Source organism: Mesorhizobium hawassense, from assembly GCF_003289945.1.
In the GTDB taxonomy this organism is placed as follows: Bacteria; Pseudomonadota; Alphaproteobacteria; order Rhizobiales; family Rhizobiaceae; genus Mesorhizobium; species Mesorhizobium hawassense.
Map to the genome: position 1 here is coordinate 32,922 of NZ_QMBP01000029.1, position 26,575 is coordinate 59,496.

21 protein-coding genes and 6 pseudogenes are annotated in these 26,575 nt (G+C 60.0%); 13 read left to right on the plus strand and 14 right to left on the minus strand.

Features of this window, described 5'->3' with window-relative positions; genetic code table 11:
- Nucleotides 1-88: 88 nt before the first annotated feature.
- Entirely contained in the window at nt 89-457 is a 369-nt protein-coding gene (locus DPM33_RS37845; protein ID WP_112101628.1) for a pantoate--beta-alanine ligase, read from the minus strand.
- Between the two features lie 833 nt (nt 458-1,290).
- Here DPM33_RS37845 and DPM33_RS37850 point away from each other — a divergent pair.
- Nucleotides 1,291-1,590, plus strand: a complete 300-nt coding sequence (locus tag DPM33_RS37850) for an Lrp/AsnC ligand binding domain-containing protein (RefSeq protein ID WP_112101629.1) — start codon at nt 1,291-1,293, stop codon at nt 1,588-1,590.
- A 121-nt stretch (nt 1,591-1,711) separates the two neighbouring features.
- Complete coding sequence (locus DPM33_RS33450) at nt 1,712-2,014, plus strand: hypothetical protein (protein WP_146770373.1); 303 nt, start codon at nt 1,712-1,714, stop codon at nt 2,012-2,014.
- Nucleotides 2,015-2,337: 323 nt separating this feature from the next.
- On the opposite strand, the gene DPM33_RS33455 is transcribed toward DPM33_RS33450, so the two are convergent.
- The 4 genes from DPM33_RS33455 to queC all read right to left on the minus strand — a co-directional run bounded on the left by DPM33_RS33455 (nt 2,338) and on the right by queC (nt 5,465).
- Complete coding sequence (locus DPM33_RS33455; protein WP_112101631.1) at nt 2,338-3,087, minus strand: Crp/Fnr family transcriptional regulator; 750 nt, start codon at nt 3,085-3,087, stop codon at nt 2,338-2,340.
- A 592-nt stretch (nt 3,088-3,679) separates the two neighbouring features.
- The gene (gene queE, locus DPM33_RS33460) at nt 3,680-4,414 is read right to left on the minus strand and encodes a 7-carboxy-7-deazaguanine synthase QueE (RefSeq protein WP_112101652.1); all 735 of its coding nucleotides are present in this window, start codon (nt 4,412-4,414) and stop codon (nt 3,680-3,682) included.
- Nucleotides 4,411-4,767 (minus strand): 6-carboxytetrahydropterin synthase QueD, encoded by a 357-nt coding sequence (gene queD / locus DPM33_RS33465; RefSeq protein WP_041003134.1) that lies wholly within the window; start codon nt 4,765-4,767, stop codon nt 4,411-4,413. The genes queE and queD overlap by 4 nt, the downstream gene beginning before the upstream one ends.
- Entirely contained in the window at nt 4,767-5,465 is a 699-nt protein-coding gene (queC, locus tag DPM33_RS33470) for a 7-cyano-7-deazaguanine synthase QueC (RefSeq protein WP_112101632.1), read from the minus strand. Before queC ends, queD begins: the two co-directional genes overlap by 1 nt.
- An 897-nt stretch (nt 5,466-6,362) precedes the next feature.
- Here queC and DPM33_RS37685 point away from each other — a divergent pair.
- Together DPM33_RS37685 and DPM33_RS37245 are read left to right on the plus strand one after the other, a co-directional pair.
- Nucleotides 6,363-6,464: pseudogene (locus tag DPM33_RS37685) on the plus strand (IS630-like element ISSpo6 family transposase); the annotation flags it as partial.
- A gap of 93 nt (nt 6,465-6,557) precedes the next feature.
- Nucleotides 6,558-7,103, plus strand: a pseudogene (locus tag DPM33_RS37245) (rhodanese-like domain-containing protein); the annotation flags it as partial.
- Nucleotides 7,104-7,148: 45 nt separating this feature from the next.
- Here DPM33_RS37245 and groL read toward each other — a convergent pair.
- Nucleotides 7,149-8,777: a chaperonin GroEL gene (gene groL / locus DPM33_RS33480; protein ID WP_112101633.1), complete on the minus strand. Its 1,629-nt coding sequence runs from the start codon at nt 8,775-8,777 to the stop codon at nt 7,149-7,151.
- A 57-nt stretch (nt 8,778-8,834) separates the two neighbouring features.
- Entirely contained in the window at nt 8,835-9,149 is a 315-nt protein-coding gene (gene groES, locus DPM33_RS33485; RefSeq protein WP_112101634.1) for a co-chaperone GroES, read from the minus strand.
- A gap of 1,815 nt (nt 9,150-10,964) precedes the next feature.
- Between groES and thiC the strand changes: the two are divergent.
- The 7 genes and pseudogenes from thiC to DPM33_RS33530 form a co-directional block, all read left to right on the plus strand.
- Nucleotides 10,965-12,004 (plus strand): annotated as a pseudogene (thiC, locus tag DPM33_RS33500) (phosphomethylpyrimidine synthase ThiC); the annotation flags it as partial.
- A 3-nt stretch (nt 12,005-12,007) separates the two neighbouring features.
- A pseudogene (locus DPM33_RS37875) lies at nt 12,008-12,070 on the plus strand (hypothetical protein); the annotation flags it as partial.
- A pseudogene (thiS, locus tag DPM33_RS33505) lies at nt 12,065-13,194 on the plus strand (sulfur carrier protein ThiS). The pseudogenes DPM33_RS37875 and thiS, both read left to right, overlap by 6 nt.
- A gap of 3 nt (nt 13,195-13,197) precedes the next feature.
- A complete protein-coding gene (locus DPM33_RS33510; protein WP_112101636.1) occupies nt 13,198-13,971 on the plus strand; it encodes a thiazole synthase in 774 nt (257 codons plus the stop codon).
- Nucleotides 13,968-14,572 (plus strand): annotated as a pseudogene (locus DPM33_RS33515) (thiamine phosphate synthase). The gene DPM33_RS33510 and the pseudogene DPM33_RS33515 overlap by 4 nt, the downstream one beginning before the upstream one ends.
- Nucleotides 14,563-15,378: a hydroxymethylpyrimidine/phosphomethylpyrimidine kinase gene (locus tag DPM33_RS33520; RefSeq protein WP_112101637.1), complete on the plus strand. Its 816-nt coding sequence runs from the start codon at nt 14,563-14,565 to the stop codon at nt 15,376-15,378. The pseudogene DPM33_RS33515 and the gene DPM33_RS33520 overlap by 10 nt, the downstream one beginning before the upstream one ends.
- A 665-nt stretch (nt 15,379-16,043) precedes the next feature.
- Nucleotides 16,044-16,400, plus strand: a complete 357-nt coding sequence (locus tag DPM33_RS33530; protein WP_112101639.1) for a hypothetical protein — start codon at nt 16,044-16,046, stop codon at nt 16,398-16,400.
- Nucleotides 16,401-16,414: 14 nt separating this feature from the next.
- On the opposite strand, the gene DPM33_RS36010 is transcribed toward DPM33_RS33530, so the two are convergent.
- Entirely contained in the window at nt 16,415-16,660 is a 246-nt protein-coding gene (locus tag DPM33_RS36010) for a hypothetical protein (protein WP_146770374.1), read from the minus strand.
- A gap of 918 nt (nt 16,661-17,578) precedes the next feature.
- Between DPM33_RS36010 and metK the strand changes: the two genes are divergently transcribed.
- Entirely contained in the window at nt 17,579-18,775 is a 1,197-nt protein-coding gene (gene metK / locus DPM33_RS33540; RefSeq protein WP_112101653.1) for a methionine adenosyltransferase, read from the plus strand.
- A gap of 610 nt (nt 18,776-19,385) precedes the next feature.
- Here metK and DPM33_RS33545 read toward each other — a convergent pair.
- Nucleotides 19,386-21,008: an MFS transporter gene (locus tag DPM33_RS33545; protein ID WP_112101641.1), complete on the minus strand. Its 1,623-nt coding sequence runs from the start codon at nt 21,006-21,008 to the stop codon at nt 19,386-19,388.
- A 14-nt stretch (nt 21,009-21,022) separates the two neighbouring features.
- Complete coding sequence (locus DPM33_RS33550; RefSeq protein WP_112101642.1) at nt 21,023-21,850, minus strand: alpha/beta fold hydrolase; 828 nt, start codon at nt 21,848-21,850, stop codon at nt 21,023-21,025.
- Nucleotides 21,851-22,107: 257 nt separating this feature from the next.
- On the opposite strand from DPM33_RS33550, the gene DPM33_RS33555 reads away from it, so the two are divergent.
- Nucleotides 22,108-23,454 (plus strand): sigma-54 interaction domain-containing protein, encoded by a 1,347-nt coding sequence (locus DPM33_RS33555; protein WP_112101643.1) that lies wholly within the window; start codon nt 22,108-22,110, stop codon nt 23,452-23,454.
- Here DPM33_RS33555 and DPM33_RS36015 read toward each other — a convergent pair.
- The 4 genes from DPM33_RS36015 to tnpA all read right to left on the minus strand — a co-directional run bounded on the left by DPM33_RS36015 (nt 23,405) and on the right by tnpA (nt 26,479).
- Nucleotides 23,405-23,776, minus strand: a complete 372-nt coding sequence (locus DPM33_RS36015; protein ID WP_146770375.1) for a hypothetical protein — start codon at nt 23,774-23,776, stop codon at nt 23,405-23,407. The genes DPM33_RS33555 and DPM33_RS36015 overlap by 50 nt on opposite strands.
- 233 nt (nt 23,777-24,009) lie before the next feature.
- Nucleotides 24,010-25,659: an IS66 family transposase gene (tnpC, locus tag DPM33_RS33560; protein ID WP_112101644.1), complete on the minus strand. Its 1,650-nt coding sequence runs from the start codon at nt 25,657-25,659 to the stop codon at nt 24,010-24,012.
- A gap of 62 nt (nt 25,660-25,721) precedes the next feature.
- On the minus strand, nt 25,722-26,075 hold the full coding sequence (gene tnpB, locus DPM33_RS33565) for an IS66 family insertion sequence element accessory protein TnpB (RefSeq protein ID WP_112101645.1): 354 nt from the start codon (nt 26,073-26,075) through the stop codon (nt 25,722-25,724).
- A complete protein-coding gene (gene tnpA, locus DPM33_RS37565) occupies nt 26,072-26,479 on the minus strand; it encodes an IS66-like element accessory protein TnpA (protein ID WP_281004850.1) in 408 nt (135 codons plus the stop codon). Before tnpA ends, tnpB begins: the two co-directional genes overlap by 4 nt.
- Between the last annotated feature and the right edge of the window lie 96 nt (nt 26,480-26,575).

The window sequence follows — 26,575 nt, forward strand, 5'->3', positions numbered from 1 at the left end:
GTTGCAACTCAATCTTCGAGGGCTTGACTGCGCGCCACGCGCCATAAGAATCGCCAAGGCAACGTGTGAAGTGCCAAGTATGTCGACACTACGATGCTCGAGCGTCCAAAACCGTCCCCACGATTCGGGCAGCGGCTTGATGGAACACTTCAAGACCGCGACAAAGCCAGCTCGATTTGTCGATGAGCCGCGTTTGTCCAAGCCACGCAGCGACCAGCAGCCGCGCGGGTGATCTGTGAGTATAGGGGCGAGGTCTAATCGCGCGCAGCTCAAGATACTCGACCTTCGAGAAGCCGGCGGCGAGGATTGCCTCTCGGCCGTCCCTGAGAGCACACTGTACAGACTCTCCTGAATTCAGCTGTCCGGCTGCTTGGACCAGGATTTCAGCCAGTCGAGGCGCCCTTTGGCGCTCGGCCAAAGACAGCCGCATGTGCGCCACGATTTTGCCAATCACCATCGGCTTCGCGGAACGTAGGGCCAGCGATAATCATGCTCCCCAGCAACGCCGTCAGTTCCATCCGCTCTGATGTCGCTGTCGGGGCAGATCTGCTTCAGCGGCGCAAAGGCAACGACCATGCCCGGGTAACAATCTCGGCACATCATCCAGCGAGGATTGCGCACCTCCACGGTGCCGAAGACGGTCCGGATCCGGCCGCGTCGTGTAGTCCTTGACCGGCCGAAACCTGTGGCAATCCGGGCAGACCCGACGAAAGAGGGAATACGTCTCCGCCTCGTGGTTCACAGCCGCGCTCTGCAGGGCCGGCTTGATCGTCTTCGACAGGCCAAGGTCGCCGTCAGACAGTCGGTGCCAGCTCTTGTCGATGCGAACCGCCTTCCGGCAAACGTCACGGAACTCGCTCCTGCCCTCGATCGTGATCGGCCATTCCACCGGTCATCGCCTTCTCTTCGAACAAAGCGACGCTGATGGACTACGCAGGCCTAACAACCCGTATTCGACCCCAGAGAAACTACCAGTCTGCCGTACTGCCCCGATGGCCAAAGGGATATTCGCCCCCCGCGACAATGTCGTCATTCGACGTGAATTCGCGGATTGTAACCGATGCTAGGATGACATCTTTGCGCGGGCAAATCGTCGGGCGACTTGCAAGCCAGGTGTACGCCTGGCTATACGAGGGGTCTCGCGCAACTTGACGGAGAGATGGCAGCTCAAAAAGCGGGAACATACTGTCGTCGGCAGTTTGGATTCGAATATAACGCGTGGGTACGCATCAAGCCTGCACAGCGGTTTTCTCACCGCGGCTCGATCGCACTGAAACCGGGGCGGACTCCATGAGGTGTTTAAGTTGGAAAACCGGAGAGAGAAATTTGACAACCGGTAGCAAAATCCCGGTCCGGATCGAGTTGGAGGCCATTAGCTCACACGCGGTCGAGCGCTTCGAAAATTCTATTCGAAAGCATCCCGAAATCGAAGAATGCTATGCGGTGAGCGGCAAGACCGATTACCTTCTATACGTCTCCGTAAAGGACATCCGTGGCTACGAAGAGATCCACCGGCAGGTCCTTTCCAGGCTACCTGGGGTAAGAAAAATTAGGGCGGATATTCCTCTACGTCGTGTCGTTCCATTTTGATGGATGGCGTGACCCGAGCGCATCCACGAAATCTTCATTTAGGTGGAGGTAAGGCCAAGGCGCTTCTAAATTGCCTAGAGGCTGGCTGACGTTGCTGGCGATTGATACGAGAGGAAGATACGTGCTGAGGATGACGCGGGCCGAGCTTTACGATCTCGTCTGGTCGAAACCGATGACCGAAATCGCAAGGCAGTATGGCATCAGAGACCAGCATGTGGCGCAGACATGCGATGCGTATGAGATCGCTCGGCCGCGTGCCGGCCATTGGCAAAGAGTAGAGCACGGCAAGTCGGTGGAAACCGCTGCGCTCGATAACAAGAACCATTCTCCAGAGACAATCATCGTCATCGAACCGGCGCTAAGGAAACCCGGCGGGCTCCAGCGGGGCGACCACGATGACGCAGCTAAGAAATGCGCAGCATGATCCAGGCTGGTGAGGGGATTGCCGCTCGAAAATGGCGTCTTGGCTGAGGACACCGCGAACATTCGTGGATTTAGGGGCTTCGGGTACCGTCCTCGCCGTTTGTTACGGCAGAGCCGATCTCGCGGGCTCTACTAGAACAGCGCGCACCTCGAGGGTCAATGTCTCGCCACGAGCTGGCCGAAACGTTCCTGGCGATCGGTCATGGCGGTCCGATAGATGCTACGCGACTGCCTCGGAAGGTTGCGGCGACGCATCGCGCTCGAACGCCAATGTGCGCTGCCCAGGCCGGGGTGGGCGAGGTAGGAGCGCCACTGAGGTCTCGTTCAAGGGCTGTTTCGCCTCGGCCGCCCACCGCAACGTTGTTCCAGCCGGCTCATGTTGTCTACCGTGACACGGCGGTTGTTCTCGATCCGGATCACGCCTTCCCTTGTCAGTCTGGTCAGCTGACGGTTCACCGTCTCATTTGTAGTTCCTAGGAAATCAGAGAGGTCGGTGCGCGTCAGCGGCAAATCGAAACACGCCGATCTGGTCGCCCGCCCCACACTGGAATCGATGTTGCGGGCGATCATGAGAAGAAAGCTCGCAACCTTCTCAGGCGCGGTCTTGCAGCCCAGAGTCACTATCCATTCGCGTGCTTCGTCGAGTTCGTTCAGCGTCTGCTTGAGCAGGCGATGCTCGAGTTCCGGTGATTGCTCGATCATCTTTTCAATTGCCCCTTTCGGAAACGAGCATATCGAGACAGTCGTTGCCGCTTCGGCACGGATCGCGCTTTTCGCCTCGAAGGGCTGTCCCAGAAAATCCGGCGCGAATTGCAGACCGACGATTTGCTGGCGGCCGTCCGCAAGGCTCTTCGTCAGCTTCACCACGCCTGAAAGCAGGTTCGAATAGCTGTTGAGGGCATCGGCATCGCCAATCAGTTCGACGCCCGGTTCGACCCTGTGCCGCGACGAAGTCCTGGCGAGCTTGGCCAAGCGATCTGGATCGAGCGCGCTGCAGAGGCCGCGGCGCCGTGCCTGGCAAGACAGGCAATGGACGGGGATGCCGGAACTGATAGCGTCGTGCCGTACTGTCATTGATCGCTCTCCCGATCAGATTGCTCTCCCGGCCCAAGCGCCGGCACGTGTCACCAGATGCTGCGGCTTCAGCACGGTCGGCGAACCGCCACCACGGAGGGCGTCAGGCTCTCGCCGAGCCCGGGAATTGAATGGCCGGGTGCGGTGCCGAGGGCTATGGCGGCAAGTCTTTGGGCGCAAAGCTTGGCATAGAAGGGTTTGCGGAGTTCGGGAACCGAACCCCGGACTAGTGGAGCTGACATTGTTCTTTCCCTGACTGGATCGAGAGGTGGGTTCCGACCTTCGCGGGCTTCTCCCCATCGCGGCGCCTCAGTCGACGCGACAACGGTCGCAGCAAGCGCCGTGCCAAAACTGCGGCAGCGTGAAAAACGCGCAGGATCCTTCATGCCGTGCTTAGGCGGATTTATGCACTGACCGCTGGTGCGTGCCTACCGACAGAAGGGCCACCCGTCAGGGTGGAATGTCGCTCTGGGCGCTACATGCTGCCTGGCAGCGACAGGAAGGCCGTCGACGCAAGCTCTTAACGAGACTGCGATCGGCATCTTGATTGTCGATTTCTAGCTATGGGATGCCGAAGGCTGTCGCCCGCCGGCTAGACGCCTCGTTTGTTACCCCAGAGCATAACGTGCAGCTGTGGTAACACGCGGGCTTCGAACCACCTGTCACGGGTTACGCTATCAACCAGCCACTCCATGCGTTTCATTATTCCATCAACGTCGACAGGCGCGTGTTCATTTCCGGGGTGTGGCGGCGTGTGATTGCCGGGTTGCAGATAGACTGGAAGTCGCGGAAATCTCGCGGCGGCCTCTTTCGCAAAGGAATAGTCTGTTTCGTCGAAAATAACGAGCTTCAGTACGATTTGCGGCTTGTCCTGCGCCGCCTGGAAGCATGCCTCGATAGTGGCCCAATCGGTCCTCATTTCGCTTGACGGCGGCTTTGGGCTGACGACCAGCACGTCAAGTTCGGCGAACCATTCCCTTACCACGGAACCTTGGGTTTCCAGCGCAAATCGGTAGCCCTGATCATGGCCTCGCTTGATGAGAGCACCCAAAGGCTGGATCGCCGGATTGCCGCCTGACAGCGAAACCATCAACGGGCGGCCGCCGGAAAGCGCGACCACGTTTTGCCACACCGCATCGGATGACATCATCTCCCATTCATGCCGGAATTGCCTGTCCACCGCATGCAGACTGTCGCACCAGGAACAGCGATAATCACATCCACCGGTTCTGACGAAGACCGTCGGCAGACCGATGAGCACGCCCTCGCCCTGGATCGTCGGCCCGAAAATCTCACTCACGCGGATTGCGGGATGCGTATCGGTCATGGTCGGCATTCGGCCCATGTTTTCGGCGTTTCGCTAACCCGCACGGCCGTGGTTTCGGGCAAGCGTGCCTTGCACCATTCATAAAAGTGTCTGGCTAGACATTCCGCGGTGACCTTTTCATGTCCCAGCACGTCATTGAGATGTCGGTGGTCGAATTTATCGTCGATATAACGTTTGAGCGGTGCCAAATCGTGATAGTCGCGGACAAAGCCGTGCTCGTTCAGTTCCTTGCCCGATAGCTCCACTTCGACGATGTAGTTATGCCCGTGCAGGCGCGCGCACTGGTGGTCAGGCGGCAAGGACGTGAGTTGATGAGAGGCCGAAAAGTGGAATTCCTTGGTGATGCGGAACATTACACGTTCCTCCTGCGCAACGCGTCGAGCCAGAAGTCGGCGTCCTCGTAGTCGGTGGGATCTGGATGCCCACAGAGATGAAACGCCTCGCGCCGCTCGACGCAGGTCCCGCACCGTCCACAGTGACGCCTGCCGCCCTTGTAGCAGGACCAGGTCTCAGCAAATGGCGTGCCGTGTCGGGCTCCATCCTCAACTATGTCCGCCTTCGTGAGATTCACATAAGGCGTATAGAGGCGAATATTCGCGTAGCCGTCGAGCGCGCGGTCTTGCATCATCTGGAAGGCGTCGATGAAGGCTGGCCGGCAGTCCGGATAGATGAAGTGATCGCCACCATGCACGGCCATCGCCACCGCTTCGGACTTGCGCGCGGCAGCGAAGCCGAAGGCGATGGCCAACAAGATGGCGTTCCGGTTGGGCACCACCGTGACCTTCATCATGTCTTCGGCGTAGTGCCCATCGGGTACCTCCATATTGTCGGTCAGCGCGGAGCCGAAAAGGCCGCGGCCGATTTCGCGGATGTCGATGATGCGGTGCGGGACGTTCAGACGCTCCGCGCAAAGGCCGGCGAAGTCCAATTCCTTGCTGTGCCTTTGGCCGTAATCGAAGGATAGGAGGCCGTCGAGTTCCTGCTCCGCTGCCACCTTGTGCGCAAGGGAGATGGAGTCCAATCCGCCGGAGCAGACGACGAGAGTTTTCATCGTTGGGGTTTCCTGTTTTGACCGGGTAGGCTGCGACCGGAGATTTCTCTGCTCTCCCAGTACCCCAGGGAGCCTCGTTTGTGAACTGAGGACGAGTTTGATGCGCTGACGTGCCGCTGTGCTGAAGCGGGCTGAGCCTGCAAGAAACACGAACCTGACAGACGGCCCACTTCACTGCATGTTCAAGATCCAGCATAACAAATAAAATAGACTCTGAACGAGGCCCGGACCTTCAGAAGCAAGGTCTCGACGCCTCGATCAAGCGCCCAGTGGCTGAGCTTCGAGGACTAAAGGAACCGAGTTTGTTAATGGGCCTCGAGCGGAAGCCACCTCATTAAAGCGTGTTGCGGCGTTTGTGGATGAGGGCAACAGCAACCTTGAGGCGTCGCGTCCTTTCAGGGTTTCGCCGAAGTTCGTGAACGACCTGATGAAGCTGCGCGCCGAGAGAGGTACACTTGAGCCCGCGCCGGCAAGGCCACGGCCCTGGCGGAGGCAAGCTGACTGCTCATGCCGACTTCGTGCGCCAGCGGATGGCCGAGAATGGCGATCTGGCGCTCGACGGACTGTGCGTGGAACTGTACGGGCGCGGCATCACGGTGCACCGGTCGAAAGTGGCCCGTCTTTTTCACCGGCTGGGCCTCAGCCACAAAAAAAGACACTCCGGGCGGGCGAGCACCAGGGTCCCGACATCCGGCAGGCGCGCGAGCATTGGATCGGGGGGCGCAAACCGTTCTTCGACAGGGCCTTCACGCGCCTCGTCTTCATTGGTGAGACCTCGACCAACACACGGTTGACCAAGCGAACCGGCTGGGCACCCAAGAGCCAACGTTACCGAACATCCGCACCATTCGGGGCTGGAAAACGAAGACCTTCATCGCCGGCTTGAGATGCCACGCCATGATCGCGCCTTGGATCGTCGATGCGCCGATGAACAAGGCGCGTTTCGAGCTCTATGTCGAGACCCAGCTTGCACCCGAACTCAAACCGGGCGACGTCGTCATCCTCGACAATGTCGCCTTCCACAAGAGCGAGCAGGCGGCCGAGCTGGTGCGCCAGCGCGGTGGCCGGTGCTGCCGCTGCCGGCCTATTCGCCAGAACGGCGACCCGCGGCACCAGTTTGAATCGATCTTGGGCGGCCTGCTCGAGCTGCCGGTTGCGACGCTGGTCTATCCGGCGCACGACCACAAGGGCGATACCGTCTCGACTATAGGCGAAGAGAAGGCCTTCAACCCGCAGGTGGCTCGCCAATCCGAAAATGATGGATGTCGCCGTGCCGCCAATATCAAGGTCGGGCTGCACCAGGACAAGATCGCGCGGCGCGGCTGGCGGCCAATGCGAACGAAGCGTCGGCGCTGGCCGGCAAGCCGGATGTCGCGCTGGTCGACCTGCGCGAACGCCATGACATTATCCCGGGGTGCTGCATGTGCTTACCCGAGGCTGCAAGAAAACATCACTTCCGGCGGCGTGTTGCACGAGCTCGTCCGTTCGACCGGCAAGCGGCTTGTGCTTTGCTGCGCCTTCGGCGAGCGTTCGGCCCTGGCGGTGCAGGCCGCCGCCCAGGATGAGGGCCTCACATCAGCCTGCCACATCGAGGGCGGAATCGACGCCGGGAAGAGGGCGAATGGACCATTGGTAATGGTACCTCCGGCCCTCTCCCACGACAAAAAAACAAAGTGGGCCTCGTCAGAAATCCATGCCGCCGCCCGGCATCGCCGGGGCGGGAAATTCCTTCTTCGGCTTCTCGGCCACCATCGCCTCGGTGGTGACGAGCAGGCCGGCTACGGAAGCGGCGTCCTGCAGCGCCGTGCGCACGACCTTGGCGGGGTCAATCACGCCCTGACCGAAGAGATCGCCAAATTCGTTGGTCTGGGCGTTCCAGCCATAGCCGAACTCAGACTTCTCGCGAACCCTGCCCACGATAATGGAGCCTTCCGCCCCGCTGTTTTCGGCGATCTGGCGAGCGGGAGCCTCGATGGCGCGCCGCACGATCTCGACACCCGTCCTCTGGTCGGGGTTGTCGAGAACGACATTGTCGAGCGCCGTTGCTGCCCTGAGTAGTGCAACGCCGCCGCCCGGCAAGACACCTTCCTCGACCGCCGCGCGAGTGGCGTGCAGCGCGTCGTCGACGCGGTCCTTACGCTCCTTGACCTCAACTTCGGTCGAGCCTCCGACGCGGATCACCGCGACTCCGCCGGCGAGTTTGGCCAGGCGCTCCTGCAATTTCTCGCGGTCATAGTCGGAAGTGGTTTCCTCGATCTGGGCCCTAATTTGAGCAACCCGGCCGTTGATTTCGTCCTTCTTGCCGGCACCGTCGACCACGGTGGTGTTTTCCTTCTCGACCACCACCTTCTTGGCGCGGTCGAGCATCTCCAGCGTGACGTTCTCAAGCTTGATGCCGAGATCCTCGCTGATGGCAGTGCCTCCGGTGAGGATGGCGATATCCTCCAGCATGGCCTTGCGGCGGTCGCCGAAGCCCGGAGCCTTGACAGCCGCAACCTTCAGGCCCCCGCGCAGCTTATTGACCACCAACGTCGCGAGCGCCTCACCCTCGACATCCTCTGCGATGATGAGCAGGGGCTTCGCCGACTGAACCACCGCCTCCAGAACCGGCAGCAGCGCCTGCAGGTTGGAAAGCTTCTTCTCGTGGATCAGCAAGTAGGGCTCTTCGAGCTCGACGCGCATCTTGTCCTGGTTGGTGACGAAGTAAGGTGAGAGATAGCCGCGGTCGAACTGCATGCCTTCGACGACTTCCAGCTCGGTCTCGGCGGTTTTGGCCTCCTCGACGGTGATAACGCCTTCGTTGCCGACCCTTTGCATGGCTTCAGCGAGGAAGCGGCCGATCTCGGCATCGCCATTGGCCGAGATGGTGCCGACCTGGGCGATCTCGTCGTTCTTCGTCACCTTGCGGGCTTTGGCCTTCAAATCGGCGACGATCGTTTCCACCGCCTTGTCAATGCCGCGCTTCAAATCCATGGGGTTCATGCCGGCCGCGACTGCCTTGGTGCCCTCGGTCACGATTGACTGCGCCAGCACCGTGGCGGTGGTGGTGCCGTCGCCTGCGATGTCGCTGGTCTTGGATGCGACCTCGCGCACCATCTGCGCGCCCATGTTCTCGAATTTGTCCTCAAGCTCTATCTCCTTGGCGACGGTGACGCCGTCCTTGGTGATACGCGGGGCGCCGAACGACTTGTCGATAACCACGTTGCGGCCCTTCGGACCAAGCGTCACCTTCACCGCATTGGCGAGAATGTCGACGCCGCGCAGCATGCGCTCGCGGGCATCAGAATGAAATTTCACTTCCTTGGCAGCCATTGATTCACTCCTGCGGATAGGCAGTTCTTGTTGACTTCTTGTATAACGCGGTTTCGGTCACGCGGCTTGCCTGGCCAAGGCCGAAACCTCGATCACTCCCAGGATGTCGCTTTCCTTCATGATGAGCAGGTCTTCGCCGTTGAGTTTGATTTCGGTGCCGGACCACTTGCCGAATAGGATGCGGTCGTCGACCTTCACGTCGAGGGGCACGAGCTTGCCGCTCTCGTCGCGGGCGCCCGGGCCGACGGCGATGACTTCGCCTTCCTGCGGCTTTTCCTTGGCAGTGTCGGGGATGATAATGCCGCCGGCCGTCGTCTCTTCGGCCTCGATGCGACGGACGAGTACGCGGTCGTGCAATGGACGGAACGTCATATCGTTCTCCTTTAGGACAAACAAATTGCGAGAGCCTCCCCCGATCCGGGCCCTCAGGGCCAGAATGGGGCTCGCGCGACTTTGGCGGCATCGCGCGCGCATGCCGAACTGGTTTTGCTCCTTTCACGTTTCAAGAGGTGGACTGACTGGGGACAACATCATGACCCCTGAGATTTCCCCAACAGACGCTTGTGATTTCCAAATGCGCGTCACTTCGGGTAGGCTGGAGTCAACTTGCGGTAATTGACGAAGACGCATCCGCTTTCCCAATTAACAGAGGAGAGTGCCTTCTGGTGGCTGCACGGATACGTCTTGTCACCCCTGCGAGCATAAATACTTCTCCATTTCGTCAGCTTGTTTTACGTCAAACGAGAACGCCAACGTCCGCACGTCATGACGCTGTCTTATTAATACTTGCTATTTGTCTTCTTCCATTTCCTAAATGAGAATGTTCCTTTTCGCACCTTCGAGTAAACCGTATCGACACGCATTATAATTTTATAATGCCTTCATATATTGTAAAACGGCTTCACGGATTAACAGGCAGAGAGCAAACGCCATGCCAGATGCAGCGGCGGCTTAAATTTCAATCAGTTGCCAATTCTCCGCGCCTTGTGGGTAAAGCAGCGTCGCTATTTTGTCGAATTCCCTCCAGGAATTTGAAGGAAACCAGTCGATGTGCTTTCATATATTAGCTCTCGTGACGCCGAAGGGATGAGATGCTCATTGCCGTTCGCGAGCCGGTAGCCACGGTGGGCGACCCAGTGGCAACAGCCATGCTGAAGCCGGGCGACCGGTGTGGACTGATGTGGATCAAAACAAAGCCAAGCGGCGACCCGCTGCGCTCGAATGGTGGAGCCAGAACCTGACCCCTCCGACACCCCATCGGTCCGATCCGGACAACGAGCCGGCGCCGCTGGTCGCGCCCAGCGGGCGCATTCACACTGGGGACGCCCGGACTTTCGCAAGGGCTTCCGGGCCGTGGCTCCGACCTCGGGAAACCTGACGGCGTGGCATTCGAAAATCGGTCGGACAGGCGGACTTTGAGGGTCACGAGCTCCTCAGAAATCGAAGAGTTTCATGCTGCAACCCTTTCACCGGGAATTTGCGACAGGATTCTTTGGCATTGTGCGAGGCGCGACAAATGTCGGACATGCGGCAATCGATTGGCATGTGTCTAAAGAGCTTTTTCATTGGCACGCATGTTGCTTCGAGTCTCACTTAACGCGTCTCAGGGAGAGTGTTTCAACGTTCGCACCATGCTGTCAGCAGATCAGCCGTAAAGTGGGACCTGCCGATACAGAAGGAGCAAACGGCCGCACCGCAAGCAATACTCGAGCCAAGGGCTGTACAAGCACTTTGCCACGATGACCCTCTTGGCTGGCGTCCAACTCTGCAGTCGGTCCAACGTGGCCAATTTTAGCAAGTCCGTCGACAGAACCCGAAAATCAACACAAACAAGAATTTGGTGATGCGGCGAGTGGTTTTGACATCTCGTCATGAGGCACCGCCTGACGCGTACTGAGCGGTGCCGCCGCATTGATGTCTCGATATCAAGGCTCACAACGCTGTCGCCTTTGAACGAAATCTGTCGCGTATCGAACACGCGGACCATTAAAAAAACCTGGCGTTTTCGGCTGCGGCTTGGTCTCAAGGCAGCCGCGGACGTTGTCCGCCACCGGCCAGCAGCATCGCATTGCCGAACGGAATGGCTGGCGGATCATGACGCCTCGCCATGCTCCACATCCAACCCTCGAAGGCCACCTGACCTTCGCGCTGAAGTATGAAGGACTCGGCCTTGCCGTCCTCAAGCGGCACCAGGCGCTGGAGAAGGTGGGCGGCGTCGCCGAAGAACTGACCTGGGAGGTCTATCGCGACACGCTGATCGAGCAGGCAGAACAAGGCGTCGACTACTTCACCATCCATGCCGGCGTGCGGCTTGCACTACATCCCGCTGACCGTCGACCGGGTCACAGGCATCGTCTCTCGCGGCGGTTCGATTATGGCGAAATGGTGCCTGCACCACCATCGAGAAAGCTTCCTCTATGAGCATTTCGAGGAGATCTGCGATATCGCCAGAGCCTATGACGTCTCCTTCTCGCTCGGCGACGGCCCTCGCCCCCGGTTCGATCGCGGATGCCAACGACAAAGCGCAATTCGCCGAGCTGGAAACCCTGGGCGAATTGACGAAGATCGCCTGGGCGAAAGACTGCCAGGTGATGATCGAGGGCCCTGGCCATGTTCCCATGCACAAGATCAAGCAGAATATGGACAAGCAGCTTGCCGTCTGCGGCGAGGCGCCTTTCTACACGCTCGGGCCGCTGACGACCGACATCGCGCCGGGCTACGACCACATCACGTCTGGCATCGGCGCCGCCATGATCGGCTGGTTCGGCACCGCCATGCTCTGCTACGTGACGCCGAAGGAACATCTCGGCCTGCCGGATCGCAACGACGTCAAGACCGGGGTGACCACGTACAAGATTGCTGCACACGCAGCGGATCTCGCCAAGGGACACCCGGCGGCGAAGACCCGCGACGACGCGCTTTCGCGGGCACGGTTCGAGTTCCGCTGGGAAGACCAGTTCAACCTGTCGCTCGATCCCGAAACCGCGCGCTCGATGCACGACGAGACCTTGCCCAAGGAAGCGCACAAGCTGGCGCATTTCTGCTCGATGTGCGGACCGAAATTCTGCTCCATGCGCATCTCCCACGACATTCGCGCGGAAGCGCAGAAGGAGGGGATGGCGGCGATGGCGGAGAAATATCGCGCGGGCGGCGATCTCTATATGCCGGTCGAAACGCCCGGGGCGGAAGAACAGGCTTTTGCGCAGGACGATCAGGAAACGCACTGAGCCATGCGCCGTGTCCTCGTCAAAGGCGCCGGTGTAGCAGGACTCACCGTCGCCCATGAATTGGCCGAGCGGGGAGCGTCGGTCACCGTTGCTGAAATTCGGAGCCAGGTGGGCGGCAATGCCTCCTGGCTCGCCGGCGGCATGCTCGCCCCCTAGTGCGAACGCGAAAGCGCCGAGAAGGCGGTTGTCACGCTCGGCAGAACTTCGGCCGACTGGTGGGAAAGGGCACTACCTGGGCTCGGGACAAGAGCCGGCACTCTCGTCGTCGCCCAAGCGCGTGACGCCTTCGAGCTTGCCCGCTTTGCGGCTCGTACCCGCAATCATGAGTCCGTCGACGAAAAGGCGGTTGCCGCCCTTGAGCCCGATCTTGCCGGTCGCTTCCGCCAGGGCCTGTTCTTTGCCGGCGAGGCTCATCTCGATCCCCGTCGGGCTCTCGAAGCCCTTGTCGATAAACTGCGCGCGATGGGCGTCGTCTTCCTTTTCGAGGTGGGCGAGGTGGTCCTTTCCGGCTTTGATCGGGTGATCGACTGCACGGGCATCGTGCGGGCCGACGACGACTTGCGGGGTGTGCGCGGCGAAATGCTGCTCCTTCGCAGGCGTGATGTCTCGCTTGCCCGGCCGGTGCGTCTCCTCCATCCGCGTCATCCGATCTATGTAGTGCCGCGGGCCGATCATCACTTCATGGTCGGCGCGACATGATCGAAAGCGACCATGACGGACCGATCACCGCCCGTTCGCTGATGGAGCTGCTCAACGCGGCCTACGCACTGCATCCGGCGTTCGGTGAGGCCGAAATCGTCGAGACGGGAGTGGGCGTGCGCCCGGCCTATCCCGACAATCTGCCGCGGGTGAAGTGTTGGAAGGAGGGCACGATCACGATCAACGGCCTTTACCGGCACGGCTTCCTGCTCTCACCGGCCATGGCCGAGCAGGCTGCGGGCCTCTCTTCAATTCATCTGCCGACAACTCATCTGCCGGCCTGGAGACTAAAAATGAAGCTGATCGTCAATGGCGAAGCGCTTGAGGTCGAGGCGACGACGCTCGCCACCCTTTTGAAGGAGCTCGACTACGAGGGCGGCTGGTTCGCCACCGCGCTCAATGGCGATGTCGTGCCCGCCGCAGCACGCCCTGAATTCCATTTGAGTGACGGCGACCGGATCGAAATCCTGTCGCCCATGCAGGGAGGCTAGCCGATGTTCGATCTTTTCGGGACAAAGCTTGCCTCGCGCCTGCTGCTGGGCACCGCCCAATATCCTTCGCCGGCGATCCTTGCCGAGGCTGTCAAAGCGTCGGGCACCTCGGTGGTGACCGTCTCGCTGCGCCGGGAAATAGCCGGCGGCAGGGCCGGCGAGAAATTCTGGTCGCTGATCCGCTCGCTCGGTGTGAGGGTGCTGCCCAACACCGCCGGCTGCCATTCGGTCAAGGAAGCCGTGGCGACCGCGAAGATGGCGCGCGAGGTCTTCGACACGTCCTGGATCAAGCTCGAGGTGATCGGTAACCACGACACGCTGCAGCCCGACGTTTTCGGCCAGGTCGAGGCGGCACGCATCCTTTGCGACGACGGTTTCGACGTATTCCCCTATACCACCGACGACCTTGTCGTCGCCGAGCGGCTGCTCGATGCGGGCTGCAAGGTCCTGATGCCGTGGTGCGCGCCGATCGGTTCGGCGCTCGGACCGGTCAACATCATGGCGCTGCGCTCGCTGCGCGGGCATTTCCCCGGCGTCCCTTTGATCGTCGATGCGGGGCTCGGACGGCCGTCGCACGCGGCAACCATCATGGAACTCGGCTTTGACGCCGTGCTCCTGAACACGGCGGTCGCCAAGGCGGCCGATCCGGTCGGCATGGCGCGTGCTTTCAGCAAGACGGTCGATGCTGGCCGCGAAGCCTATGGTTCGGGACTGCTCGAGCCGCGCGACGTCGCTGTGCCATCGACGCCTACCATCGGCAGGGCGGTTTTTTCATGAAGCTCGGTCCCTTCTACCTGATCGTCGACAGCACCGCCTGGATCGAGCGGCTGGTGCCGCTCGGCGTCAGGCTGGTGCAACTCCGCATCAAGAATATGGACGAGGACGGGCTGCGCGCGGAAATCCGCAAGGCGAGAGCGCTGTGCGCCCGACACCATTGCCAGCTTATCGTCAACGATCATTGGCGCCTCGCGATCGAGGAGGGCTGCGACTTCGTCCATCTCGGCCAGGAGGATCTGCGGACCGCAAACCTCCCTCAGATACGGGCGGCCGGCATCAGGCTCGGGCTGAGCACCCATGATCATGACGAACTGGAGATGGCCATGGCCGCCAAGCCCGACTATGTTGCGCTGGGTCCCGTCTATCCGACCATCCTGAAGAAGATGAAATGGGCACCGCAGGGGCTCGAAAGGGTTCGCGCCTGGAAGAACGCCGTCGCACCCATTCCGCTGGTCGCCATTGGGGGTCTCAATCCCGAGCGGCTTGATGGGGTTTTCGAGGCCGGACCGACAGCGCGGCGGTGGTGACGGACATAACGCTGAACCCAGATCCCGATGCGCGCACCGCGCAATGGATCGAAAAGACGGAGGAATGGCGCTGAGTCAAAACCTGAATGTGCTTGTCGTTGGCGGATCGGACTCCAGTGGGGGTGCCGGAATTGCGCGCGATATCGAGACGATCTCTTCAATCGGCCTGCGCACTTGCGTTGCTGTCACTGCGGTAACGGTGCAGACGCACCACGCAGTCGGGGATATCCGTCACATGCAACCCGGCCTGGTGGCCGATCAAATGCGGGCGGCGTTCCAGGCCAACGCGGTGGCGGCCATCAAAATCGGCATGCTCGCAACTGCGCAGATCATCGCTGCTGTCGCCGCCGTGCTGCGCGAAAATGCGCGGATACCGGCAATCCTCGATCCGGTGCTGGCTTCCTCGTCGGGCAGGCCGCTGCTGGAATCGGGTGCGATCGACGTCATGAAGCGTGATCTCATGCCGCTTTGCCGCCTGGTCACGCCCAACCTTCTTGAACTGGCGGTGCTGACCGGCTCGGAATTGGCCGCGGGCGACGATGACGCGCTGCGGCAGGAGAGGCGTTTGCTTGCGGAAGGGCCGCAGGCGCTGCTCATCAAGGGCGGCCACGCGGAAGGGCCGAGGTCCACAGATATCCTGTTGAGCCGCGGCCGGGAACCCATCCGCTTCGACATGCCGAGGCTTGCCGGATCGATGCGCGGCACTGGCTGTATCCTGGCCAGCGCGATAGCGGCGTATCTAGCGACCGGGGATTCGATCGAGAAAGCCGTGCTCCAGGCCAAGCTTCTTGTCTTCGAAAAGATTTCAAAGAACCCGGGTCGCAATAGTCGCCCCTGCTTCGCCTCGAAGGATCATTGTTCGCCGGCCGGTGCCTCATGACGAAAGCATCTGGATGCTGATTGCTTTTGTGGCTCTGGTTCGTCGATTGATTTTCGGTTCGGCTCACAATAAGCGGCGGGAGCTAGACGTGCAGTCCCCGAGCATTATCGTGCATCGCCAAACCTCAGTCGACAGGGTGAGGATGCCTATGCCAAATGTTCTTCACGCCAGCGCCTTACGACGCTGCGTCGTGGAGCCGACCGCAATCGCTGTCCTCGACGATACAAAAGTGGCGGCGATCCCTGAGGCTCGCAGAATATGAGCAAGGCGGCAATCGCATTTGAGCTGCTTTGCTGACAGCGAGTGTGCGGGCCGTCCCGAACAAAGATCGCCACGCTCCAGAACTTTCAATCGACCCACCTGTATGATGCCGCCTGCGGGTTTCTCCTCGGCCTCAATATCGCTGACCAGGATACTGTCAGACAGAACCTCATGTCGTTCCCCTCTGCACCGCGGGCCAATAGCGGCCCGCTCGGAACTGGCACCCTCCGTCAGCATTGCGCACATGCCGACTTAGTTTTGCTCATTTCCCGTTTCAAGAGGTGGACTCACGTATCATCCCGTGACGCCGCCAGCCCGAAGTCGGCAAACTCCAACCTTCGAAGGAACCTAGGGACCAAGTTCATATCTGTGCGACGACTGCGCAGACCTGCAGAGAGAGACAATTGGAAGAGCACAACCCCAAGGAAGAACCGATCGAGACCGTCTTCCGCAACGGCACGATCACCGTCGTCGGCATATTGCTGGCGTTTTCGCTTGGTTTCGTCACACATTGGGCGGCAAACCCGGTTCCGTGGCGACTTTACGACCTGTTCGCAGTGGCCCCAATCCTGGTCGGCATAGCCTCGCAGATGCGGGCGCTGTCGCTGTTGCTCGACATGAGTTCACTGCGACGCCACGTCTATGAACGCGCCAACCGCATTTTCATGGCCGGCCTCATCCTGACCGATTGCGGCGTCGGGTCGGCAATTCTGCTTGACGTCTTCGAAGTGGCGTCGACGGGCACGCTGCCTGGAGCGTAACCAAGGCACCACTATCAAGCGCTTTCGTCCTGTGAGTTCATCTCAGCGCTGTTGCGACTGCTGGCCTCGAACTTGTCGAGCACGTCTTCAAACTCCAAATGCCGCAGGCCCGTACCACGATCGGTGCGCTTCGACGTAGGATGTTTTCGGCATTCTTCGGGTCCCATGTTGCCCCATTGGTTCGAAACCGTGCGGCTCGGCCCACCTTGACCGGCATCTCGTCGGGCAGGAATTGCAACAGTTTCTTCAAAGAAATTCATAGACTTTTAGCAACCCGAAATCGCTGTGAATGGTAGGCTTATCTCAATATATCAGGTCAGCCAGAGGGTTCAGAACCGCGGCACTTCTATTCTGCGACCGCCGAACCGTCCTGAATCTATGACTAAACGCAATAGCAAGAAGAGTCTCTCGCAATGGTTGCTCATATCGGTTCGAAGCAATACATTCGCTGAAATAAGTACGTATCTACTTTAACGCTTCGAGCGCCTGGTTCGATATAGGCAACGAGATAATTGGTTCGAAAGCTGCAACATCTGCGGAGAGCGCCAAATGATAAATTCCGTACAAAGATTCACTTCTTTCCAAATGGTTTGATGCTGAACAATGATGACACTGGTCAGTCGTCTACGGGCGGCAGCGCATTTTGATCGCCTTCGAATCCTGGGCCTCTGCGCGCATGCGGATCTAACAGTCTGCGAGCTGGCAGACATTTTGGATCTGCGTCGCGATCGCATTGTGCGACACGTCGGGCTACTCGCCAGAGCCGACTTTCTTTGCTGCGAAGAACACCGCCCGCTCAAACCAGGAGATAAGGACGGCGGCCTGGTCCAATTGCTAGTCGATCTCCTGCCCCTCTGCGATGGCCATCATGAACGAGACTTACAACGGCTCGAAGCGATACAAAGTGAGCAGCCGAAGGGGGACAGCCTGCTTGATCGTCAAATAGATCGACCCAATTGGAGCGCGAGCCCATGATGGACAACTCTGACGAGCGCGCCATCGCGCAGCCCGACACTTACGGACGCTTTTCCTTAGCCTCGGTTGATAGCTGCGTTCACGAACTGCTCCTGAGACAAGAGCGACAGGAGCGCACGACGCTCAAACTAATCGTCACCCGCAGGCAAGACGGGCTAAGCCAAATGCCCATGCAAACCCCAACAAACCGAAGCGAGGCTTTCATGGCTAGACAGTTCGTTTTCTCTTCCGAGTCGGTTGGCGCGGGACACCCGGATAAGCTCGCAGACAATATCTCGGACGCAATCCTCGACGCAGTCTTGCGCTTCGACCCGAAGGCGCGCGTCGCTTGTGAAGCCCTGGTGAAGACATGTGAAGCCTTGGTGAAGACAGGAACCGTCGTTCTGGCTGGCGAGATTACCAGCGATGTGACGGTCGACTACGGCCAAGTGGCCCGCGATACGATTGTTGATATTGGATACGACGATGAGGCGGTTGGCTTTGACGGCCGGCGTTGCTCCGTCATTCATGCCCTCACCGAGCAGTCACCCGACATTAGCCAAGGGGTTGACGAAGGTCGGGGACAAGATCCCGAACAGGGAGCAGGAGACCAAGGCCTCATGTTCGGCTATGCATGCCGCGAGACCGATACTCTGATGCCTTTGCCCATCCAGCTCGCCCACCGTTTGACGAAAAGACAGGCAGATGTCCGCAAGGCTGGACAGCTCACCTGGTTGCGCCCCGACATGAAATCCCAAGTCTCCGTGCGCTATGAGGGCTTGTGCCCCGTCGCCCTGGATACCATCGTGGTGTCGACGCAACACAATGAGCAGGTCTCGCAAGAGACAGTTCGCGAGGGCGTCATTGAGGAAATAATCAAGCCGGTCCTGCCGACCGACCTGGAAACGAAAGACGTCAGAATTCTGGTCAACCCAACAGGGCGGTTCGTGGTCGGGGGGCCTCGCGGCGACTGCGGCCTCACCGGACGCAAGATCATCGTCGATTCCTATGGCGGAATGGGGCGTCACGGCGGCGGCGCCTTTTCTGGCAAGGACCCATCCAAGGTCGACCGCTCGGCTGCCTATGCCGCCCGCTATGTTGCGAAGAATGTGGTGGCTAGTGGACTCGCAGACGTCTGCGAGGTGCAGCTTGCTTACGCGATCGGGGTGGCAAGTCCGGTTTCCGTCATGGTCAATACTTTCGGGACAGCAAGGGTCGAGGAAAAAAGGATCGAGCAGCTCATTCCTGAGCTGTTCGATCTCAAACCGAAGGGCATTATCAAAATGCTTGATCTCTTACGCCCGATTTACCGCAAGACTGCGACTTATGGTCATTTCGGTCGCGAAGAGCCCGAGTTCACCTGGGAGATGACTGACAGAGCCGACGACTTGCGACGCGAGGCAGGGCTCGCCCCATCTTGAAACCCGCGCCAAAAGGACGCGCAACACCCTTCTATGACCAGACTTCGGCCGGCTGGCATGGAAGAAAGCCAGGGTCCCATAGGCAAACCAAGAAAGCCAAACTTGCTCGTGCACCTCGACCCCCGTCTTTTTCCCGCTCGCTAGAGCCAAGCGCGAATCTCAATTAAATGCAAATTCTCAATTTAAGTATACAGCTAGACTAAGTCATTGAAACGTTCACAGCGGAGTTTCAGCAATGAATACAGTGCGACACGCAGCTCTCCTCCTTCCGACTGATCTTCTCGATCTTGCGAGAGACTGCCTCGATCCGGATGTCGAGCCCGTCTGTCACCATAGATCAGCGCGCGCGGAGAACTGCAATATGCTCTTTGCCGCGATTATCGAGAATACCTACCAAAAGCCGAAGCGGGGCTGATCGCTGATCTCGAGAAGGGGGTGTTTGGCGTATTCAATGCTTAGACATGTGCCGACGAATTAACCATCCATCTTGGTCGATCATTGCTCAGAGCAGCATGCTGCGCGCCTCAGCGCATTTTTTGGGTTAAAAAGGAGCCCGAACAAGATGCCCAGGCTCCTGAAGTGGCATCGCATACAAAACAGTAGCTAAGGATCAACTGCTCAGATCGCGCCCGCGTGTCTCGGGCAGCAGAAACACTCCGATCACCGCCGTCAGTCCGGCAAATGCCACTGTGTACCAAAGGCCGCCGAAGATGTTGCCGGTATTAATCACTACCGCCGTCGCGACGAAGGGGGCGAAGCCGCCGATCCAGCCGTTGCCAAGCTGCAAGGCGACCGAAACACCGCTATAGCGGATGCGGACGGGAAAGAGCTCGACCAGAAGCGCGCCGAGGGGTCCGTAAACGATCGTGGCGAGGAAGACCAGGCAGAACAGAATTGCGATCACCACCGGTCCATTCGGCCGAACGGGGGCATTCGGATCAGGCATTCCGGCTGCCGTCAGAGCCGAGAGCAGTTCGGCTTCGTTAAAAGACTTCATCTCGCTATGGTTCACCTGGACCCGAAGCGGCTCCGCGTCGACCTTGACCGCATAGGGAACCGCACGGGCGGTCAGAAGCGACTTGACCTTCTGGCACTTGGTGGTCGCCTGTGGGCTGAATAACTGCCCGATAAACCATTGATCGTGGTCGCAGTCGTTTCCGACAAGCGTTACCGACGTCCTTGCTCGGAAGTCGGCTAGGGCAGGATTGCCATAGGTCGCGAGCGCCTGGAACAGCGGCATGATCAGCAACGCCGACAGCGCACAGCCCGTCACGACGATCCACTTGCGCCCGACCCGGTCCGAAAGCCAGCCGAAGAACAGGAAGAAGGGCGTGCCGAGCGTCAGCGCGACAAGGAGATAGAAGTTGGCCTGATCATTTGTCATCTTTAGCGTCGTCGTCATGAAGTAGAGGCTATAGAAATGCCCCGTATACCAGATGACCGCCTGACCGGCGACGACACCGAAGATCGCAACCAGCACGAGGCGCAGATTGCGTCCGTCGACGAAGGTCTCTGCTATCGGGTTGGTCGAGCCTTTGCCCTGCGCCTTCATGTCCAGGAACACGGGTGACTCATGCAGCTTCAGGCGAATATAAAGTGAGAGAATCAAAAGGAGAATCGAACCGATGAAGGGTAAGCGCCAGCCCCAGCTTGCGAATGCCTCCGGTGACATGGAGGAGCGGCACAGAACGATCGCGATCAGCGACACGAACAGACCAAGCGTCGCCGTGATCTGGATCCAACTCGTCGTAAATCCGCGCCGATTGTGATCGCAGTTTTCTGCGACGAAGGTGACAGCGCCGCCGAACTCGCCGCCGACAGCCAGTCCCTGAAGGAGGCGCAATGCCACCAGCAATGCAGGCGCTGCCCGACCGATGGACTGGTATGTCGGCAAAAGGCCGATGGCGGCCGTTGCCAGGCCCATGACCAGCATCGTCACGAGAAAAGTCTTCTTTCGGCCGACAAGGTCACCCAGCCGCCCGAACACGACGGCGCCGAAGGGGCGAAGGACAAAGCCGGCACCAAAGGTCGCGAGCGCTGCGAGAAGTGCCGCGGTTTCGTTACCCTTGGGGAAGAACAGCGTACTGAAGAAGGCGGCAAGCGACCCATAGATGAAGAAGTCGTACCATTCAAAAACGGTCCCGAGTGCCGCGGCGAAAACCGTCCGCTTGGTCTTTCGATCGAGGCTTTGGGCGTGCGCAATAGTTCCAGACGAAATCTCATGAACAGACATGTCGTGCTCTCCCCCTAGATCGAATGTTGCGAGAGGCCTTGGCCGCTCGTCGGACAAACCTTCTCTTCGCAAGCCCAGAGAAAAGCTGTCAGCACTTCGTTGAACTTCCGAGGCTGCTCGAGCATCGGGAAGTGCCCCGCATCCTCTATCACTTCCAGCCTGCTGTCCGGTATGCTCGCAGCCAGGATGACCGACTCCGCCGGCGGCGTGATGACATCCTCGTTTCCGACGACCACCAGTGTTGGCACCCTGATGTCACCAAGGCGCGAGCGAGTGTCGGACGCATTCAGCGAGGCGATCGCTTCGCGCGCCACGAAGTCGGGTGTCTGCGCGACCTCCTGTCTGGCAAAGTCCAGGAGTTCCTGGCTGGCCGCGCTACCAAATGACCGCTCGATGACGTTCTGGCTGGCTTGCACGACACCCAGGTCGTCGATTGCCTTGAGGACATTGTCGACGTTGACGTCTTCTCCAAGCCCATGCGGCGTCGCCCCGACGAGCACCAGCGCCTGGACCCGCTCCGGGTGCGCAAGCGTAAAGCTTTGCGCGATGGTTCCGCCCATCGAGAGGCCGACAAGGACCGCTTGTCGAATGTCGAGCCTGAGGAAGACTTCCAGCACGTCATCTGCAAAAGCCTCGATCGTGTAGCTGCGCCCCGGAGGCCGTGGCGACAGGCCGTGTCCCGGCAAGTTGATTCGGACGACTTTGTAGCGGGACGAAAAGGCCCCGATCTGCTCGCGCCAGAATTCAGCCGTAGTCGTAAATCCGTGCACGAAGACGAGCGGCGTGCCCGCACCCGATACCCGAGCGACTACTTCGCCGATCTCTATTGTTTCTATATGCATTGTAGTTCCTCCCTTTCGGTTCTTACGTCAGGGAACATCGCAAAGCGCGGGCCAGATTTGTGCGACCGACTGCTGCGGCTTCTAACCTTATGAAATGTAACGGTGTTAACAGGCTCCCCCAAATCGCCTGACAGTCTCGAAGGCGGCATTTCTCTTGATGATGGGTCTCGGTTCGGCGACATGTCTTGTCTCGCATCCGAGACAAAACCCTGTATCATGCGAGCTGTGATAGCTCAGCCACAATCAGGCAGGTTAAGATGCCACTCCCGGAATGGCTTCCAGGCTCCTCTGAGGAAGCCGAATTTCTCCGTCTTGTCCTCGATCACGTTTCCGACTGCCTCGTCGCCGTTGATACGGAAGGAACGGTCGTCCTGATCAACGAACCTTATTGCCGCATTCTTGGCGGCAAGGCTGAGGAGTTTCTTGGGCGGCACATAACCGATGTTGTCGGGCCGCAAACAAAGCTGCATTTCGTAGCGCGCGGTATCGGCACTCATGTCGGCTATCCGCTTGAAGTGCGTGGCCACAAGCTCGTGACGAAACAGGTGCCTGTGCGCAAGGACGGGAGGATCATTGGCGCCGTGGGTCTGGCGCTGTTCTCGGACTACGGCGCCTTGAAGAAGACCTATAGCCGAATCTCAAAAGCGGAGCTCGCCATCCCGTCAAAACCGAAAGCCTGGCAGTCGAGATTCGGTCTAGATGATATCATCGGGACCGGTCCGTTAATGGAAGCGCATCGTGATGACCTCAAACTGGCGGCAGCCTACGATCTGCCTATTCTGATTCGCGGTGAGACGGGCACCGGCAAAGAACTGGCCGCTCAGGCAATCCATTCGTTGTCGGAGCGCAGTGGCGGCCCTTTCGTGTGGGTCAACTGTGCATCTATCCCAAGCGAACTGATCGAAGCCGAGCTTTTCGGATATGAGGGCGGTGCGTTCACGGGCGCCCGCAGCCACGGCAAGCCGGGCAAATTCGAGCTGGCGGCAGGCGGCGTGCTTTTCCTTGATGAGATTGGGGATATGCCGCTTGCCCTGCAGGGCAGTCTGCTGCGCGTGCTACAAAACCGCGAGATCGTCCGCGTCGGTGGCACTAGCCCGGTCAGCATTGACCTGCGCATCATCTGCGCTACCAACCACCCGCTCGTTGAACTGGTGCGAGCAGGGCGTTTTCGACAAGACCTCTATCATCGGCTGAACGTACTGCCCATCGAGGTACCGGCCCTTAGAGAAAGAGACAATCTGGCTCAATTTGCCGAACTACTCCTTGAACGTATCTCCAGCCGGCTCTTAAAGCTCGCGCCAGAACTGACACACGAAAACCGTGCGATGCTTGTCGCTCATAATTGGCCAGGCAATGTGCGGGAATTGGAGAACGCCCTGACGCGACTGGTCGTAACGGGCAAACTCTCGATTCCATCCCTGGACGCCCTGCCAACCTCTGCGAAGGAGGGGATCGACTTGAAGAGCCGGGTGCGGTCCGAAACTCATGCAGCCCTTCGCGCCGCCCTCCAACAGACGGAAGGCAACAAGCGACGTGCAGCCGAGATGCTCGGCATCAGCCGGGCGCAATTCTATCGACTCTTAAAGGAACCACACCCTGCCTAGTGATGATCCTGGAGTTATCCAGGTCTGACAGGAGACAGCCTTTGACTTCGCCCTTTTTGCACGAGCCAACATCTTTCAATCTGCCATGTCCTGCACTGTCAGCTTCTAATAAGTTTCTCGGTCCGGCAATGTTCGGGAACTCGACATTGGCCCGACCCGCTTTATCGCACCAGTACTCTGTGCTTAAACGATGGTCGGTGGCATCAGGAGGCGCAATCAGATTACGCAACGCCAGGGCAGTCGCTCCTTCGAAACAGACCACCGCCGAGATTCCGGAATAGGCCGAGGAGACAGGCGTCGCGCCGCCGACAATATCCAGCATAGTCCGACCTCAGTTGTGTCGGCATCTCAATTCTCACAATCGCCTTTCGCGGAGATGACCGGTCGCGCTGCTTCCCTTACCCTTGAAAGGGGGACCCCCCGTTCCAAGTCTACACTGCCCACGAACAGGAATGACAGAAGTCAATTCAAGAGCTCTTGAGACTCGTCGCGTTTGGCCATGTTGCGGATTGTCGAAGAAGTCTCCCGGAGGGCGGGTCAACAGTAAGCGCCCGGTCATGACCCGGGGCTCTTACCGGCCATCATTTTGACTCTGCCGCGATTGGCTTTGTGTTCGCGGATGAAGTCTGTCAGGCATTCGAGGCCGAAGTCTGTGAAGGCGGGGATCTGTTGATCGTCGGGCCCGCAGACCCAGAGGCAACCGTCCTCCGGTTCCATGTCGACATATACCTCCCACAGCAGTTCGGCGTCCTCGCCGAGCATTTCGGCGGCAAGCGGGAGGGTGTAGACCCGGGTGATCGCGGCCACGGTCAGGCCGCCAGTCTGGTGTCGGATCGGGGGCAGCGTCAGAGGGCGGATCGCCCGTTCGGCGGCATTGTTGGTCATCTCGAGACGGCCATCTTGGGTGAAGCGGCAGAGCGCCTTCCAGCGATTGAGGCTGTAGCGGATGGCTTTGGCGAGGTCTCCTTTGCGGCTGATCCTGCCCAGGCTAGCCTCCAGGTAATCCTTGAGGTCGGCCAGCAGTGGCACGCTTTGAGCCTGGCGTACGGCCAGACGAACTTCGGCGCTCCGGCCGTTGATGTCGCGCTCGACGGTGAAGATCGCGCCGATCTTGTCCAGTGCCTGACGCGCGATCGGCGATTTGGTCTTAGCGTGCTCGTCGAACAGTTCGCGCCTGGCATGGGCCCAACAGGCGACTGGCTCCAGGCGCTGGTGACCGGTGATTGGATCCGGTTCGTAGAGCTTGTCGAAGCCGGCATAGGCATCGGCATGCAGGAAGCCGGATGCCGGCGCCAGCAGGACTTGGGCGTGCTCGCCCTTGCGGTCAGGTGAGTAGCGATAGAAAGCCGCCGGCGGATTGGGCGAGCCCCAGGTGCCTTCGTCGCGTACAACGACCCATAGCCGGCCGCTTTTGGTGCGTCCGCGTCCGGGATCCTGAACCGGGATCGGCGTGTCGTCGGCATGGATGGCCGGGCCGGCGCGAGCATAGTCGCCGATGCGCTCGGCCACCGGCGCCACCAGCCAGGCGGCCCGCCCGACCCAGTCGGCCAGGGTCGATCGATCCAGGTCGACGCCCTCGCGGGCGTAGATGCCGGACTGTCGGTTCAAAGGCAGGTGGTCGCAATATTTGGAGACCAGCACGTGGGCGATCAGCCCTTGGCCGGGTCTGCCGCGCTCGATCGGCAGGCTGGGCATCGTCGGCTGGGTGATGGCCTCGCAGTCCCGGCAGCTCAGTTTCGGCCGCACATGCACGACGACCTTGAAGTGTGACGGCACATATTCCAGCACCTCGCGTTCATCGTCGCTGATCCTGCGCAGCCGCTCGGAACCGCAGGCCGGGCAGGCGCAAACCCCGGCGTGGGTGATGACCTCGCGCGGCAGGTGATCGGGCAGCGGCCGGCGATTGCCCACGCGCTGGGGCCTTATCGGCGCCGGCATCGCGCCTGGCATCGCCGCAGTCGCATCGTGGCGGGCTTCGCTGGCGGCCTCGGCCTCCTCCAGATCGCCGATGATCAGCTCGAGAAGATCGATCTGGCGATCGAGTTTCTCGGACGACTGGCCGAAGCGCGCGCGCCGCAGCGTCGCCAACTGGGCTTTCAGCTTCTCGATATGCAGCGTCTTGGCGTAGAGCTCGGCCTGCAAAGCCGCTGCGAACGCGCGCAGCGCGTCCGGATCCGACGGCAATTCCGCAGTGGCGAGAGACATGCCGGCTTATAGCAAAGTCATGACTCGCGAGCGAGAATAAATCCTTGGAATCAGGAACTTATTTAGATGGATTCCGGGCGCGTGACCGGTTCCGGCGCAACTGTCCGCCGCCAGTCGATCCCTTCAACGAGCAAGGCCAACTGGGCCGCTGTCAGCTGAAGCCGACCCGCCACGATCGGCGGCCAGACGAACTTTCCTTGCTCCAAGCGCTTGGCGAACAGGCACAGCCCGCTTCCGTCCCAGGCCAGGATCTTCAACATGTCGCCGCGCTTGCCCCGGAACACGAACAGCGCCCCGGAGAAGGGATCGGTGGCCAGCACGTTCTGGACCTGGGCGGCCAAGCCATCCATCCCTTTGCGCATATCGCAGGGCTGCGTCGCCAGATAGACCCGCACCCCTGACCCCGGCGCGATCATGCCGCCGCCTTCAGAGCCGAAAGCACCCGCCGCAGCGCTGCCTCGCTGACCTCGGCATCCACCCGCACGCGCACGCCGCTGACCAGGACGATCTCGATCACACCGCGCTGTTCCGCCCCACCCGTCACGGTTGGTGCAGCAGCCGGCACGCTGCTGATGACCTCGACCGGGATCAACTCCAGCGGCGAAGCCGCCGACGGGCGCATCTGCCGGCGCCACGTGAACAACAGGTTCGCATTGATGTCGTGCCGCCGCGCCACCAGCGACACCGACGCCCCAGGCTCACAGCTCTCGGCCACCAGCCGCTGCTTCTCTTCGAGGGTGTATGACTTGCGCCGGCGGGCGCGCGCCGTCTCGCCACGAGAATCTTGGCCTGCCACTCCGTCCGTCGCGATCGTGTCCATTAAGCCCCGCTCGTGGACACTATCTTCAGCGTCCAGAGCCCGACCCCTATCCGATCCGAACCCCGCCACGGAAGGCGGTCGTCACCGGGCACTTAC